The sequence below is a fragment of the Pseudaestuariivita atlantica genome (assembly GCF_001205715.1).
GTDB classification, from domain to species: Bacteria; Pseudomonadota; Alphaproteobacteria; order Rhodobacterales; family Rhodobacteraceae; genus Pseudaestuariivita; species Pseudaestuariivita atlantica.
In genome coordinates this window covers 1-14,184 of the sequence record NZ_AQQZ01000007.1, presented here as the reverse complement: position 1 = coordinate 14,184, position 14,184 = coordinate 1, and the positions used below count along the sequence as shown (strand labels likewise).

Annotated in this window: 16 protein-coding genes and 1 tRNA gene; 8 read left to right on the top strand and 9 right to left on the bottom strand. The window is 66.1% G+C overall.

All coding sequences use genetic code 11. The features are described 5' to 3' along the window. Nucleotides 1–53: 53 nt before the first annotated feature. Together ATO11_RS14765 and ATO11_RS14760 are read right to left on the bottom strand one after the other, a co-directional pair. Complete coding sequence (locus tag ATO11_RS14765; RefSeq protein ID WP_050531685.1) at nt 54–833, bottom strand: crotonase/enoyl-CoA hydratase family protein; 780 nt, start codon at nt 831–833, stop codon at nt 54–56. 63 nt (nt 834–896) lie between these two features. Continuing rightward, nucleotides 897–1,049 carry a Tat pathway signal protein gene (locus ATO11_RS14760; protein WP_242601431.1) on the bottom strand — a complete coding sequence of 51 codons (153 nt, stop codon included), beginning with the start codon at nt 1,047–1,049 and terminating at the stop codon, nt 897–899. 94 nt (nt 1,050–1,143) lie between these two features. Here ATO11_RS14760 and ATO11_RS14755 point away from each other — a divergent pair, with 94 nt between their 5' ends. Both ATO11_RS14755 and ATO11_RS14750 read left to right on the top strand, forming a co-directional pair. Next, a complete protein-coding gene (locus ATO11_RS14755) occupies nt 1,144–2,253 on the top strand; it encodes a pyridoxal phosphate-dependent aminotransferase (RefSeq protein ID WP_050531683.1) in 1,110 nt (369 codons plus the stop codon). An 83-nt stretch (nt 2,254–2,336) separates the two neighbouring features. Beyond that, nucleotides 2,337–2,516: a hypothetical protein gene (locus tag ATO11_RS14750; RefSeq protein WP_050531682.1), complete on the top strand. Its 180-nt coding sequence runs from the start codon at nt 2,337–2,339 to the stop codon at nt 2,514–2,516. Here the strand turns inward: ATO11_RS14750 and ATO11_RS14745 are convergent. Beyond that, nucleotides 2,513–3,709: a pyridoxal-phosphate-dependent aminotransferase family protein gene (locus tag ATO11_RS14745; RefSeq protein ID WP_050531681.1), complete on the bottom strand. Its 1,197-nt coding sequence runs from the start codon at nt 3,707–3,709 to the stop codon at nt 2,513–2,515. The genes ATO11_RS14750 and ATO11_RS14745 overlap by 4 nt on opposite strands. A gap of 169 nt (nt 3,710–3,878) precedes the next feature. On the opposite strand from ATO11_RS14745, the gene ATO11_RS14740 reads away from it, so the two are divergent. Both ATO11_RS14740 and ATO11_RS14735 read left to right on the top strand, forming a co-directional pair. Further along, nucleotides 3,879–4,583: a phosphatase domain-containing protein gene (locus ATO11_RS14740; protein ID WP_050531680.1), complete on the top strand. Its 705-nt coding sequence runs from the start codon at nt 3,879–3,881 to the stop codon at nt 4,581–4,583. After that, on the top strand, nt 4,580–6,319 hold the full coding sequence (locus tag ATO11_RS14735; RefSeq protein WP_050531679.1) for an ABC transporter ATP-binding protein: 1,740 nt from the start codon (nt 4,580–4,582) through the stop codon (nt 6,317–6,319). Before ATO11_RS14740 ends, ATO11_RS14735 begins: the two co-directional genes overlap by 4 nt. Here ATO11_RS14735 and ATO11_RS14730 read toward each other — a convergent pair. Continuing rightward, nucleotides 6,304–6,990: a TIGR04283 family arsenosugar biosynthesis glycosyltransferase gene (locus tag ATO11_RS14730; RefSeq protein WP_050531678.1), complete on the bottom strand. Its 687-nt coding sequence runs from the start codon at nt 6,988–6,990 to the stop codon at nt 6,304–6,306. The genes ATO11_RS14735 and ATO11_RS14730 overlap by 16 nt on opposite strands. Nucleotides 6,991–7,061: 71 nt before the next feature. Between ATO11_RS14730 and ygfZ the strand changes: the two genes are divergently transcribed. Beyond that, entirely contained in the window at nt 7,062–7,808 is a 747-nt protein-coding gene (gene ygfZ, locus ATO11_RS14725) for a CAF17-like 4Fe-4S cluster assembly/insertion protein YgfZ (RefSeq protein WP_050531881.1), read from the top strand. 23 nt (nt 7,809–7,831) lie between these two features. On the opposite strand, the gene efp is transcribed toward ygfZ, so the two are convergent. Then, nucleotides 7,832–8,395: an elongation factor P gene (gene efp, locus ATO11_RS14720; RefSeq protein WP_050531677.1), complete on the bottom strand. Its 564-nt coding sequence runs from the start codon at nt 8,393–8,395 to the stop codon at nt 7,832–7,834. Nucleotides 8,396–8,610: 215 nt separating this feature from the next. Here efp and ATO11_RS14715 point away from each other — a divergent pair, with 215 nt between their 5' ends. Next, a complete protein-coding gene (locus tag ATO11_RS14715) occupies nt 8,611–8,931 on the top strand; it encodes a DUF6280 family protein (RefSeq protein WP_050531676.1) in 321 nt (106 codons plus the stop codon). A 73-nt stretch (nt 8,932–9,004) separates the two neighbouring features. On the opposite strand, the gene ATO11_RS14710 is transcribed toward ATO11_RS14715, so the two are convergent. From ATO11_RS14710 to ATO11_RS14695, 4 genes are all read right to left on the bottom strand, one after another. Next, a complete protein-coding gene (locus ATO11_RS14710) occupies nt 9,005–9,577 on the bottom strand; it encodes a hypothetical protein (protein ID WP_050531675.1) in 573 nt (190 codons plus the stop codon). 27 nt (nt 9,578–9,604) lie between these two features. Beyond that, complete coding sequence (locus tag ATO11_RS14705) at nt 9,605–10,633, bottom strand: hypothetical protein (RefSeq protein ID WP_050531674.1); 1,029 nt, start codon at nt 10,631–10,633, stop codon at nt 9,605–9,607. Nucleotides 10,634–10,706: 73 nt separating this feature from the next. Next, nucleotides 10,707–12,110 carry a TolC family outer membrane protein gene (locus tag ATO11_RS14700; protein ID WP_050531673.1) on the bottom strand — a complete coding sequence of 468 codons (1,404 nt, stop codon included), beginning with the start codon at nt 12,108–12,110 and terminating at the stop codon, nt 10,707–10,709. Between the two features lie 31 nt (nt 12,111–12,141). Next, nucleotides 12,142–12,795: a protein-L-isoaspartate O-methyltransferase family protein gene (locus tag ATO11_RS14695; RefSeq protein ID WP_050531672.1), complete on the bottom strand. Its 654-nt coding sequence runs from the start codon at nt 12,793–12,795 to the stop codon at nt 12,142–12,144. Between the two features lie 227 nt (nt 12,796–13,022). Here ATO11_RS14695 and ATO11_RS14690 point away from each other — a divergent pair. Both ATO11_RS14690 and ATO11_RS14685 read left to right on the top strand, forming a co-directional pair. Beyond that, nucleotides 13,023–13,096 (top strand) — tRNA-Cys (locus ATO11_RS14690). A gap of 161 nt (nt 13,097–13,257) precedes the next feature. Then, complete coding sequence (locus ATO11_RS14685; RefSeq protein ID WP_050531671.1) at nt 13,258–14,163, top strand: site-specific integrase; 906 nt, start codon at nt 13,258–13,260, stop codon at nt 14,161–14,163. Nucleotides 14,164–14,184 lie beyond the last annotated feature (21 nt).

Below are 14,184 nucleotides of genomic sequence, written 5' to 3'. Positions count from 1 at the left end.
GGCAGGTCCGTCAAGGGCAGCGGGTCTTTTCCGCCGGTCGCCGGCGGGCGCGGTCAGAACTTCGGCGCGCGCTTCTGCATGTTGGCCATGACGGCTTCCATCTGGTGGGGTTTGCCGATCAGCGCGGCCTGTTCGGCACTTTCGGCCAGCAGCACCGCGTCGGGTGCCTGCGTCTCTGCCACCGCCATAAGGCGCTTTGCCGCGCGGATCGCCGAGGGCGACTTGCCCGCGATTTCCGCCGCCAGCGCATCGGCGCGCGCCTGCGGGTCGTCGGCCAGTTCGGTGACGATGCCCCAACCCAGTGCCGCTTCGGCGGCGAAAACCTCACCGGTATAGACCAGCCGCCTCACGATGTCGGAGGGCGCAAGGTGCGGCAGGCGGATCATGCTACCCATGTCGGGGACAAGGCCCCATTTCATCTCCATCACCGACATTTTCGTGTCGGGTGCGGCGATGCGGATATCCGCGCCAAGAGCCACCTGAAGCCCGGCCCCGAAACAGGTGCCGTGCAGCGCCGCGATCACCGGCACCGGCAGCTTGTGCCAGGCAAGCGACACTTCCTGGAAGTCGTTGGTGTCGCCATGGGTGCGCGGGTTCAGAAGCGTGGCCGGATCCTGCGTCGCAAACGCGGCAAAGCTCGCCACGTCGAGACCCGCCGAAAAGGCGCGACCCTCGCCCGACAGCACGACCACGCGCACGTCGTCGCGGTCAAGGCCATGCGCGGCGCCGATCAGTTCTTCGATCATGGCGCGGTCGAAGGCGTTCATCTTGTCGCCCCGCGTCAGGCGAACCTGCGCGACGTGGTTGTCGATCTCGACGGAAACGCGAGCCATCGGCCTCTCCCCTTGTGTGCAGCGGCACTGTGACGGTGCGCGTGGGCGAAGACCAGTGCGACGTCAGGGCACAAGCCGGTCGATCGCGCGCATCGCCCCGATGGAGCGGTCGTAGACCAGCGTCAGGACACGGCGGCCACCGACACGGCCAGCCAGGGGCACGGCGCGCGCGGCAAGTGCGGCGCCCGACAGGACAAGAAAGGAACGGCGGTCCATGGCGACTCTCCAGTTGCGAACCGTTCTCATGTAAGCACCTGTCGGCGGACAATCAACCTTGTCAGCCCCAGACCCGCCCGCTACGCATTCCGCCATGACATATCCGCGCCTGACACCGCTTGCCGAAAGCCTGCCATCGACCGTGCCCTTCGTCGGTCCGGAAACGCAGGAGCGCGCCCTGTCGCGGCTGTTCGACGCGCGGCTGGGAGCGAACGAGTCGGTCTTCGGCCCCTCCCCCGTGGCGCTGGCCGCGATGCAGGCGGCGGCGGGTGACGCGTGGAAATACGGCGATCCCACCAATCACGACCTGCGCGAAGCGCTGGCCGCGCATCACGGCGTGACGCCGGACCACGTGACCGTGGGCGAAGGGATCGACGGGCTGCTGGGCGTTCTGGTGCGGCTGCTGGTGGGTCCGGGCGATGCGGTCGTGACCTCGGACGGGGCCTATCCGACCTTCAACTTCCACGTCGCGGGGTTCGGCGGGGTGCTGCACAAGGTGCCCTACCGCGACGATGCCGAGGACCTCGACGCGCTGATCTCCCGCGCGGCGGAAACGGACGCCAAGCTCATCTACTTCGCCAATCCCGACAACCCGATGGGAAGCTGGGCGTACGGAGCCGGGATCGAAGCCGCGCTCGACCAGCTGCCCGAGGGGTGCCTCTTGTGCCTCGACGAGGCCTATGTCGAGTTCGCACCCGAGGATGCGGTGCCGCAGATCGCGGCGGACGACCCCCGCGTGATCCGCATGCGCACGTTTTCCAAGGCCTATGGCATGGCGGGCGCGCGGGTGGGTTATGCGCTGGCCGCCCCGGCGCTTGCATCGGCATTCGACAAGGTGCGCAACCATTTCGGCGTGAACCGCATCGCGCAGGCGGGCGCGCTGGCGGCGCTTGGCGACCAGCGCTACCTGCGGGACATCGTGGCGCGCGTGGCCGAGGCGCGCGCGCAAATCGCCGAGGTTGCCACCCGGCATGGCCTCTCCGCCCTGCCCTCGGCCACCAATTTCGTGACGCTCGATTGCGGGCGCGACGAGGTCTTTGCCAAGGCGGTGCTGGAAGGGCTGATCGCGCGGGGCGTGTTCGTGCGCATGCCCTTCGTCGCGCCGCAAAGCCGCTGCATCCGCGTGACGGCGGGCAAAGAGGCTGACATCGCGCATTTCGCCCGTGCCCTGCCCGAGGCGCTCGACGCGGCAAAGGGCCGCTGACGCGCGGGGCGGTCACGAAGATTTTGCTGGTCCTGTGACGGGGTAGCGGTAACGTGGTGGTACCTTGTGAAAGGACACCCGCGATGCGCCACCCGATGAAGGAAGCCCCGAACTACACCAATGCCTGCCTCGTGATGGGGTTCGTGAACCTGTTCTGGATGTTCATCTTCATCTGGATCACGATCGGCATGTGGGCGGTGATGGCCACGGGCTATGCCATCGACAAGTGCATCAGCTGGCTCGCGCGGCGCCGCGCGACCTAACCCTCCGCCAGCGCCCGCGTCGCGGCATCAAGCGCGCCGCGCCCGCGCGGGATGTCCAGCGCATCCAGGCCCGCCTCGATACTTCCCAGCATGCCAAGGACCATTCCCGCGTTCAGATGCCCCATGTGGCCCAGCCGGAAGAAGCCGTGCCAGGCCGGGTCGCCCGGTTCGGCCATGCCCAGCCCGATCCCCAGCGTCACGCCCGCGTTCGTCTCGGTCCAGTTGCGCAGGCGGGTGGCGCGGTCCTCGCCCAGCCGCAGCGCGGTGACGGCATTCGACCGGAAGGCCGGGTCGGCGACGTTCAGCTCCATCGGGCCATCGGCGGCCCATGTCTCGCAGGCGGCATGGATCGCGCGGGCAAAGAGCGCGTGGCGGTCCCACACCGCCTCGATCCCTTCGTCGAGCAGCATGTCGAGCGCGGTGCGCAGGCCATACAGGTGGTGCGTCGGCGCGGTTCCGCAGAAATGCTGGTAGTAGATTTCGGGGTTGGCGCGCGGCGTCCAGTCCCAGTAGCGCGACACGCGCGGCATGTCGGCCCGCACCCGCGCGGCGCGGTCGTTGAAAAAGACGAAGGCCAGCCCCGGCGGCACCATCAGCCCCTTCTGACAGCCCGCGACCATCACGTCGGCGCCCCATGCGTCCATTTCGAACGGGTCGCAAGCAAGCGAGGCGATGCAATCGGCCATCAGAAGCGCGGGGTGTCCGGCGGCATCCATCGCGCGGCGCAGGGCGGCGATGTCATTGCGGATCGACGTGGCGGTGTCCACGTGCACGGCCAGCACCGCCTTGATGCGGTGCTCGGTATCGGCGCGCAGGGCCTCTTCGATTTTCTCCATGTCCATCGGCGTGCGCTTGCCGTGGTCCATCAGGTCGACCGTGGCCCCGAGGCCTTCGGCCATCTCGCCCCAGCCGATGCCGAAACGGCCCGTGGCGGGCACGAGGACGCGGTCGCCGGGGGCGACCACGTTGGCAAGGGCCGCTTCCCATGCCGCGTGCCCGTTGCCGATATAGATCGCCACCTGCCCCTCGGTCCGCGCCACGCGGCAGAGATCGGGCAAAAGCGAGTGCGTCATGTCGATCAACTCGCCCGCGTAGATGTTGGGTGCGGGCCGGTGCATGGCCTGCAACACCGCGTCCGGCATCACCGACGGGCCCGGAATGGCAAGGTAGTGGCGACCGCGATCAAGCGACATGAAACGTTCCTGTGCAGGGTTCCGGCGCGACCCTAAAGCCCCCGTCCGGACGTTGGAAATGCAATTCGGTGATACCTTGCGTCACTTTCGCGAATGTGCCGCGCGACTTGCCATGGCGGGCGCGAGCCTCTACATCGCGCGGGCTTGCCCCCTTGGGACCTGTTTTGACATGCTGCGCCGCCTCTGGACCTCGATCGAAGACCGCGAACGCGCGCTGCGCCGCTCCTTCGGGAAGGACATCACGACGCCGCGCGGCCGGTTCTGGGCCAAGGTGCATTACCACCTGTTCGATCACGCCTTCCTCCGCGTCTGGTGGACGAATTTCTGGGAAATAGCACCGGGCGTCTACCGGTCAAACCACCCCACGCGGGCCCGGTTCGAGAAATACGCCGCCATGGGGATCAAGACGGTGATCAACCTGCGGGGCGAGGATGACCAGTCCTTCCACCTGTTCGAAAAGGAAGCCTGCGAGGATCTGGGCCTGACGCTGGTCAATGCCAAGCTCTGGGCGCGCGACGCGCCGCCCAAGTCGCGCTTTCTGAAGGTGATCGAGGCGCTGCGCGAGGCGGAACGCCCGATGATGTTCCACTGCAAGTCGGGTGCGGACCGCGCGGGCATGGTGGCCGCGATCTACCTGATGGTGTTCGAGGGCGCGCCGGTGGCCGAGGCCAAGAAACAGCTGGGCCTGAAATACATCCACCTCAAGTCCACCGCGACGGGCATCCAGGATTACATCCTCGACGTCTACGAGGCGCGCGTCGCCCGTTCCCCCATCGGGTTCGAGGAATGGTTGCGCACCGAATACGACCAGAACGTCATTCGCGCCGGGTGGGATGCCAAAACCCCGCCCGATGAGGTAGACCTGTCGGCATGACGACCCCCGACCATTCCCGCGGGCTGCTGCGGTGGCTCTGGTCGCGCTACCTGCGGCGCTACAAGGGCACGCTGGCGCTGGCGCTTTTGTTCATGGCCATCGAGGGGTCGATGTTCGGCCTTCTGGCGCGGATGATGAAGCCGATGTTCGACCAGCTGTTCGCGGGGGGCGATGCGGGGCTTCTGACATGGGTCGCCGTCGTGATCTTTGCCGTCTTCGTCGTGCGCGCGGTGGCGTCGGTCCTGCAGAAGGTGCTGCTGACCAAGCTCGGCCAGCAGACGGCGGCGGATATCCGGCAGGACCTTCTGGCGCACCTGATGCGGCTCGACCTGTCGTTTCACACCGAACATCCGCCCGGCGTGCTGATCCAGCGGGTCGAGGGCGACGTGGCCGCGATCAACCGCGTCTGGACGACCATCGTGACCGGCGCGGGCCGCGACGTGGTGGCGCTGATCGCGCTTTTTTCCGTGGCGCTGTGGGTCGACTGGGTCTGGACGCTGGTGGCGCTGGTCGGCGCGCCCCTGCTGATCGCCCCCGGCGCGCTGTTGCAGCGTTACGTGCGCCGCCACGCGCGCACCGCGCGCGACCTCGCCGCGCGCCTGTCGGGCCGGTTGTCCGAGGTGTTCCAGGGCGTGGCCCCCATCAAGCTGAACCAGCTGGAGGCCTACCAGTCCGACCGCTATGCCGAGTTGACCGAGGCGCGGGTGAAGACCGAGGTGCGCACGCAATTCGGCGCGGCGTCGGTCCCCGGCCTGATCGACATCATGTCGGGGATCGGATTCGTGGGCGTGCTGATCTATGGCGGCGGGGAAATCCTGTCAGGCGCCAAGACCGTCGGCGACTTCATGGCGTTCTTCACCGCGATCGGCCTCGCCTTTGAACCGCTGCGGCGGCTGGGCGCGATTTCGGGCGTGTGGCAGGTGGCCGCGGCCGCGGTGGAACGCATTCGCGAATTGCTGGCGGCAGAACCGTCGATCCTGTCGCCTGCCCACCCCAAACCCGCGCCCGAAGGCGATCTGGACGTCGTGTTCGACAACGTGACGCTGGCCTATGGCGACACGCCCGTCCTGCGCGACGTGTCCTTCACCGCGCCTGCGGGCAGGACCACGGCACTGGTCGGCGCGTCGGGCGCGGGCAAGACGACCGTCTTCTCGGCCCTTGCGCGCCTTGCGGACCCCCAGGAAGGCGCGATCCGGCTTGGCGGAACGGACATCCGCGAATTGTCATTGGATGACCTGCGCGCGCGCCTGTCGATGGTCAGCCAGGAACCGGCGCTGTTCGACGACAGCCTGCGGGAGAACATCACTTTCGGCGCCGAGGTCGATCCCGCGCGGCTTCAGGCGGCGCTTGATGCGGCCCACGTGACCGATTTTCTGCCGCGACTGCCGGATGGGCTCGACAGCCCAGTGGGGCCGCGCGGGTCGTCGCTGTCGGGCGGGCAGCGGCAGCGCGTGGCGATTGCCCGCGCCATCCTGCGCGATACGCCCGTCCTGTTGCTGGACGAGGCGACATCCGCCCTTGATGCGCAGTCGGAACAGGTGGTGCAGGCCGCCCTTGCGGACCTGTCCAAGGGCCGCACGACGCTGGTGATCGCGCACCGGCTGTCGACGATCCGCGACGCCGACCAGATCATCGTGATGGACCAGGGGCAGGTCGTGGCCGTGGGCACGCATGACGCTCTTCTGGCCGAAGGCGGGACCTATGCCCGCCTGCACGCGCTTCAGTTCGACGTGTAATCCCGCGCCAGCCTTTCGGGACTGACCCCGCCCATGTAGCGCGCCAGCGTCCACAGGTTGCGCCCCCCGCGCCGCATCCATCCCTGCGCGCGGTACTTCGCGGCGCTGGTCACCGCCACGCCGTCCAGCGCGACCAGCCTCCCCTTCAGCGCGCGGGCGATCGCCACGTCCTCCATCAACGGCTGGTCGGGATAGCCACCCACCTCGGCATAGAGGGTTGCGGGCAGCAGCAGACCCTGATCGCCGTAGGGCAGCCCGAACAGCCGCGACCGCAGGTTGGCCCAGCCCGCCACCAGCCGCGCGGGCAGCCCGCCGCTGTCGAAGGCGAGGCGGAAATACCCCGCCCCCGGCGTGGCACGGGACAGGTGGGCCGTCGCGGCCTCGGACCAGCCGGGGGCAAGCTGGGTGTCGGCGTGCAGGACCAGCAGGTGATCGCCACGCGCCGCCGCCGCCCCGGCCCGCAACTGCCCCCCGCGCGATGCGGGAACGGACAGAAAGCGCGCGCCCAGTTCTTCGGCGACCTCGGCGGTGTGGTCGGTCGATCCGCCATCGACCACGATCACCTCGCGGATCAGGCCGGCCTCGACCCCCTCCATCAGGGCGGCGGCAGTGCCCGGAAGGGCCGTGGCGGCGTTGAGCGTGGGGATCACGACCGAAATCGGTGCGCGCATGGCAGGTTTTCCGCTGTTGTTTGCCCTGCCCCGCCATATATCACCGGAACCGGACCGCAAAGGAGGTGACGATGCCTGCCACGCCCGACCCCCGCACCGTTCTGGCCGTGACCGGCCCGGACGCGGTGGAGTTCCTGCAGAACCTCGTGACGAACGACGTCACGCGCGCCCGCGACGGGCTGGTCTATGCCGCGCTTCTGACGCCGCAGGGCAAGTACCTTGCCGACTTCTTCGTGCTGGGGACGGATGACGGTTTGCTGCTGGACTGCGCGGCTACGCAGGCTCCGGCGCTTGCCCAGCGGCTGGGCATGTACAAGCTGCGCGCGGCGGTGGAGATCGCAGAGAGCGGGCTGACCGTTTCGCGCGGCACCGGCTCTGCGCCCGAAGGGGCACTGGCCGATCCGCGCGATCCCTCGCTCGGCTGGCGGCTTTACCGCGAGGGTCCGGCGACGGATGACGGCAGCGACTGGGACGCGCTGCGCGTGGCGGCCTGCGTGCCGCAGACGGGGATCGAACTGACGCCCGACACCTACATCCTCGAAGCGGGGTTCGAGCGGCTGCACGGCGTCGATTTCAGGAAAGGCTGCTATGTCGGGCAGGAAGTCACCGCGCGGATGAAGCACAAGACCGAGCTGCGCAAGGGCCTCGCCCGCGTTCGGGTTTCGGGGGATGCGGCGGCGGGCGACGAGATCACCCGCGACGGCAAGGCGGTGGGCATGTTGCACACCCGCGCGGGGGACGAGGCCATCGCCTACCTGCGATTTGACCGCGCCGGGGAGGGAATGACGGCCGGAGAGGCCAGTGTTTCGGTGATCTGACGCGACGTTCCGAACCGGCCCGGTCAGGCGCGTTCGGAATATTCCATGGTCTCGGTGTTCACGACGATCATCTCGTCCTGGCCGACGAAGGGCGGCACCATGACCTTCACGCCGTTGTCGAGCGTCGCGGGCTTGAAGCTGTTGGCGGCGGTCTGGCCTTTCACCACCGGCTCTGTCTCCACCACCTGGCAGGTGACCTTTTGCGGCACGGTCGCGTTCAGCGCCTCGGATTCGTAGAACTCCACGACAATTGTCATGCCGTCCTGCAGGAACGGGCGGCGGTCGCCCAGCAGGTCCGCGGGCAGTTCGATCTGCTCGTAAGTCTCTGAATCCATGAAAACAAGCATGCCGTCGTTTTCATACAGGAACTGCTGGTCCTTCTGTTCCAGCCGCACCCGCTCGACCTTGTCGGCGCTTCTAAACCTTTCGTTAAGTTTTGACCCGTTACGAAGGTTCCGAAGCTCGACCTGGGCGAACGCGCCGCCCTTGCCGGGCTTCACGTGATCGACTTTGACTGCGGCCCACAGACCGTCGTTGTGCTCGAGAACATTACCCGGGCGGATCTCGTTTCCGTTGATTTTCGGCATTGTGGCTAAAACGTGGCAAATAGTTGAAGGGAAGTTGGCAGCACCTATATCTGGCGGATGCAAAGGGCGCAAGACGACCTATCTCGTGCTGCACCTGCAGCAAGCCATGCACAGAGCGCATGGGTGGCATGCAGAAACGGGGTACCCGAATCGGGAAGGATCGGTCATAAAGCGCGTCACGTCTGAAACACAAGAGCAAGAACAAGGACGACGAGATGAAAGATTTCGTTGATGGCACGGCTTACAACTCCGAACAGGGCAACCGCGCCCGGAAGTTGTTTGCAGCCGTGGTACTGGCGGCGCTCGATGATGCGATCGCCGATGACAAGAAATTCGGCAACGGGCCCGAGCAGATCGCCCGCTGGGCACGCTCGCGCGACGGGCGTGAGGTGCTGTCCTGCGCCGGGATCGACCCGAACGAGCGCGTTGTCTCCGGCCTGATGGAATTCGTGGCCAAGGGTGTGCGCACCTCGGTCGCGCTGTCGCGGGAAGAAAGCGAGCGGCGCAACGCGGCGCTGCAGCAGGAAGCCGCCTGACCCTTACGGGCCGACCAGACCTGTTTGACCGCGTGCCTGCCCGGCGCGCGGTTTTTCTTTGCCCTGTCGCGGCTTAGAACAGCATGCGGAACCAGATGCTGGTGATGCCCAGTTGCAGGAACAGCAGGATCGCAAGCGCCGCGCGCCATCCCCAGTGCCTGATCCGCCACCCGGCCCAGAGGCCGAGGATGAGCGATGCCGCCCCCTCGATCGGGCCGACGATACCCGCGTGGCGGCGGGCGTCCCAGTAGCTGACGGGGCTTTCGAAGATCCAGTTGGTCAGGGGCCAGAAATGCGCGCGCCCGTCATCGTGGTGCAGCGGGAAATCGAGCGCGATGTGCAAGAGCCCCGCCCCGGCAAAGGCCGTCAGCACCGCGTGCCGCCGCCACAGCGCCCAGGCCAGCAATCCGCCCCACAGGATCGCGGAATTGTCGATGGCGAACACGGTCTGCCACGCATCCGAATAATAAAGCTCGCCGAACACCACGTTGGGCGGGATGCGCAGCAGGTACAGCGACACCGCGCCCATCAGGTAGAGCGACAGGTCGGGGGCCAGCGCGCCCAGCGTGGCGGCCCAGAGCGTGGCGGGACGGTCGGGTTTGCCGAAGGCCGCGATACCGAAGATGAGGTGCGCGGGGGTGTTCATCCACCCTGCCCGCGCGTGTCCGGCGTGTCAGTCAATGTCCTGGCTGGCGAGCGCGCGGTGGATTTCGCGGCGCACCAGCTTGCGGACGTTGCGGGTGATGCGTTCGCCCAGCGCGCCCTGCAATTCCTCGCGCACGATCTCGGCCACCATGTCGCGCAACAGGTCCTCGTCGATATCGGCGACGGAGGGCGCGGCCGGTTCCGGTTCGGCATCCTGCGTGGTGCCGTGATGGCGGAAGGGGATGGTCTGCGCTTCGGCCTCGATCGGGTTGCCCATCTCCTCGGCCTCGGGCTCGAAATCCGAGGCACCGCTGTGCCGCATCAGGCGTTCCAGCTCGGCGATCCGGTGGGTGAGGCCCGCCTTTTCCGGCGGCGTCGATCCCGCCGGTTCCACGGCAGGTGCAGCGGCTTCGGCTTCGTCCGCGACGTGGTCGGGCTGCGACATGTCCGGCTCGGCGATGGCGGCGTCTGCCTCGTCGGCCTCTTCCGGCGCGGCGTCCACCGCTACCGGGGCGACCGGTGCATCCTCTTCAGCCTCGGCTTGCGGTTCAGGCGCGAACTCTTCGGTGACGGCGGTCACCGCCTCGTCGGAAGGTTCAGCAACGTCAAGGGCTTCAGCGGCAGCATCCGTGTCGGGTGCCGGAACATCTTCGGCCTGTGCGTCCTGCGCGGCCTCGACCTCCGGCTCCTCTTCGACAGCGGTGGCCTCTGCAACTGGCTCAACCGCGTCGTCGACGGCCGCTTCGGGAGCGTCCTCGACCGTTACCTCGGCCTCGTCCGTGGCGGGCACTTCGGTGGTTTCCTCGGCCGCGCTTTCCTCGGGCTCTGACGTCAGCACGCGCAAGGCGGGGGTCAGGACAAGGCGATCCGCCTCGGCAGGCTTGTTTTCGACCGTTTCGGAGGCGGCCATTTCGGGCTCAGGGCGCGCGTCATCCTTTGTTTCCGCCTCCAGCCGGTGGGGATGGGGCGGCGTGTCATCGCGGCCATCTTCGGAAATCAGGCGACGGATGGAGGACAGGACATCCTCGATCTCTACGTTCGTGACGGGTTCGGACATTGTTTTGCGATCACTCTAGCCTCGGCGTCAGCATAGCCCACGCCACGAAATCGCACAACAGATAGACCCAATTCTACTGTTTTCCCAAGGCTTTCAGGACACGGTCCAGTTTCTGGCCCTGCAGCGAGTTGCCCGGCGCGTCCTTCACGAGGTTGTAGTAGGCGGCCGGATCGTATTGCTGGACGGGCAGGTTCAGGTGTTCGACCGTCAGAAGGCCCATGGCCGAAAGCAGCGTGTAGGCGGCGATGTATTCATCGACCGCGGCCGAGATCTCGCTCGCACGGGCGTTCAGCAATTCCTGTTCCGCATCAAGCACATCCAGCGTCGTGCGCGCGCCCAGCTTGGCCTCTTCACGCACGCCTTCGAAGGCGACGCGCGCGGCGCGGATCTGGGCCTGGCTCGCCCGGCGGCTGGCCTGCGCGACGGCGACTTGCGACCATGCTGTGCCGACATTCAGGCGCACCGCGTGGCGCACGTTGTGCAGGGCGCCCCGCGTCGCATCGCGGTTGGCCGCCGCCTGCCGGATCAGCGCGGGCAGACGACCGCCCTGGTAGACCGGGCCGGATGCTTCCAGCGAAATCGAGCCGAATTGCTGCGCGTTGCGGCGCGGCGCGCTTTCCGACGCCCCGATCCGGCCCTGCAGGGACACGGTGGGCTTGGTCTGTGCCTCGGCCCGCAGGATGTTCAGCTCGGCCACGGTCACGTTGCGCTGCGCCTCCCGCATGTCGGGATGGGTGCGCACGGCGATCGCCTTGGCGGCATCCTCGGACGAAGCGGTCTTGGGCAGGCTGCGCGGCGCGACGAGGTGGCCGGGCGGATGCCCGACGACTGCCGCGTACTCCTCCCGCGCCTGGTCGAGCGCGCCGATGGAGGACGCCAGCAGGCTTTCGGCACTGGCAAGCCGCGCCTCGGCCAGCGAGACATCGGTGCGCGTGACCTCGCCCACGTTGAAGCGATCCTGCGCCGCGCGCCGTTCCTGCCGCAGAAGCCGCAGGTTGTTCTGCCGCAGGGCGACGTTCTCCGCCTCCCGCTGGACGTTCATGAAGGCGCGCACCGCGCGCAGGAGCACCTGCTGTTCGACCGAGATCAGGCGTTCCCGCGTGGCCAACACCGATTCCTTCGCGGCATCGATCGCAAGCCGGTTCGCGCCGAAATCGATCAGCGTCAGTTCGGCCACCAGGGCGATCTCGATATCCGTGCTCGCGCTGTTGGAGGTGACGAACCCGGTCTGGATCGAATTCGATCGCCGCAGGGTGCGCCCGAAGGAGGCTGACCAGTTGATGACCGGGCGCAGGGCCGACACCGCGATGGCCACGTCCTCGTCCGCGGCGCGCAGCAGCGCGCGGTTCTGGTCCAGAAGGCCGGAATGGGTATAGGCCGATACCAGCGCATCGGCGAGCGTTTCCGAGGCCGCCTGCCCCGCACAGACCACGCTCAACGCAAGCGCGCCCGCCGTCCGTCTGATCCAATGCTGCATCGCGGCCTACCCCCGGTTCAGGCCGGACCGATCAGAGGACAAACCCCCGTTCCCGTTCGAAACCGGGAAGAAGCGGCGCGGTCGCGTTGAACGCGTTGCGCCAGTTGATCGATCCGTCGATTTTATATCCAATCTTCACGGTACCTAGCGCACCGTCCATGAACAAAGCGATAATGCGTCCGCCATCCTTGACCTGCGCGGCCAGCGCGTCCGGCAGTTGCGCGATGCCGCCCTGCAACATGATGACGTCATAAGGCCCGTGTTCGGCGGCACCTTCGGCCAGCGGCCCGTGATGCACGATCACGTTGTCGGCCCCGTTCTGCGACAGAAGCGCCTGCGCCTCCTCGACCCGCTCCTCGTCGTCTTCCACGGCGACGACGGCCTCGGCCATGCGCGCCAGAACCGCGGCCGAATAGCCAAGCCCGGACCCGATATCGAGCACGAGGTCGTCGAGTTCGACATTGGCGAGGTCCAGCATCTTGGCGAAGGTGCGCGGCTCCAGCACGACCCGCGATCCGTCCAGCGGCACCGCTTCGCCCACATAGGCGGTCGCGACGTAGTCACCCGGCACGAAGGCCTCGCGCGGCACGGTCAGCATCGCGTCGATGATGGGAAATTTCGTCACGTCGGACGGTCTGATTTGCGTGTCCACCATCATGGTCCGGCGGGCGGCAAAATCGGTCATGTCGAGGGCGCTCGTCTGTAGCTGTCTGTCCTGGCCCCTGTATGGACCGCGCGCGCGTGGCAGAACAAGCGGAAAGTATCTGAACCGACCGGTTCGGCTGTGGATTGCTGCAGATTGACGCCGCGCCGGTCGCAGACCGCACCCCGCCCCGCGAAAACCGCCTTGCATTGGCGCCCAAAACGCATCATCTAGTCGCTTCATCACCCGGGCCCTGCGCCCGACCGGCTGGCGAGTTGGCGGAGTGGTGACGCAGCGGATTGCAAATCCGTGTACACCGGTTCGATTCCGGTACTCGCCTCCAACATCTTGTATGCGTTTCGCCAAATTCTGGCAAAAACCACAAGATCTATAACCGAGCAGTCAGAACCACGCTCGTACACAATCTATACACAAAACGCGGCCGCGTTTTGTCGTGTGCGTAGCTATGCTCTTTTCAAAAACTGAAACGAGAGGAACGTGGCAATGAGCTACGGGGTCGAGACTGTACGCGTTGCGAAAAATGTTGTGCTAGACAAACGCAAGCGCAGCCCAAATTGGTATGCCAGACTAACGCTGCCCGAGCGCAAAAAGCCTGAGGTAAAAAGCACCAAGACAGATGACTTGGAGCTGGCTCGGGAACGCGCACTGGAAATGTATTACGATGCAAAATCACGCATCGCCAATGGTTTGCCAGCCAGTACACGCAAGTTCAAACATGTTGCGGGGTACACTATTGGGCGGATGCAAGACGCCTTGGATGCAGGCGGCGGCAAGCAGGCCTACAAGGATTACATCAGCGCATTGCGCGTTTGGCTGATCCCATTTTTTGGCGGCATGGACATCACCACAATCGACATGGCTGCGCTGAAGGCGTTCGATGAATGGCGTGAGGCAAAGCACGGGCGCCGCTTTAGCAAGAGCGGCATCAGCAACCACAATGCGGCACTCAACAGAGTGTTCGACGATGCAGTGATGCACAAATGGATGAGCCACAACATGCGGCCCGACTTGCTCAACAAAGGTGTGCCCAAAAAGAGTCGCGGTAGCTTCACAGCCGCAGAGTATGAAACGATCTTTAAAGCTCTGCGTACTTGGCATGAAGAAACCAACAACGAAAAAGCTGAATACACCCGGGAAGTGCTACGCAATTTGGTGCTGGTACTTGCAAACACCGGTATTCGGCCTGGGACCGAAGCGCTGCGCCTGCGTTGGCGTCACGTAGATTGGTATGTTGAAGGCACAACAAGATACCTGCGCATCTTCGTAGACGGCAAAACACGTGGTCGCTCGCTCATCTGTCGTGACCCCGTTGAAAAGTATCTCCTGCGTCAAAGCCAACTCAACCCTAACCTCAACTATATGAACCGCCCCGGGTTTACCGGAGAGTAAAACACTCAAAGGATGAGCCCT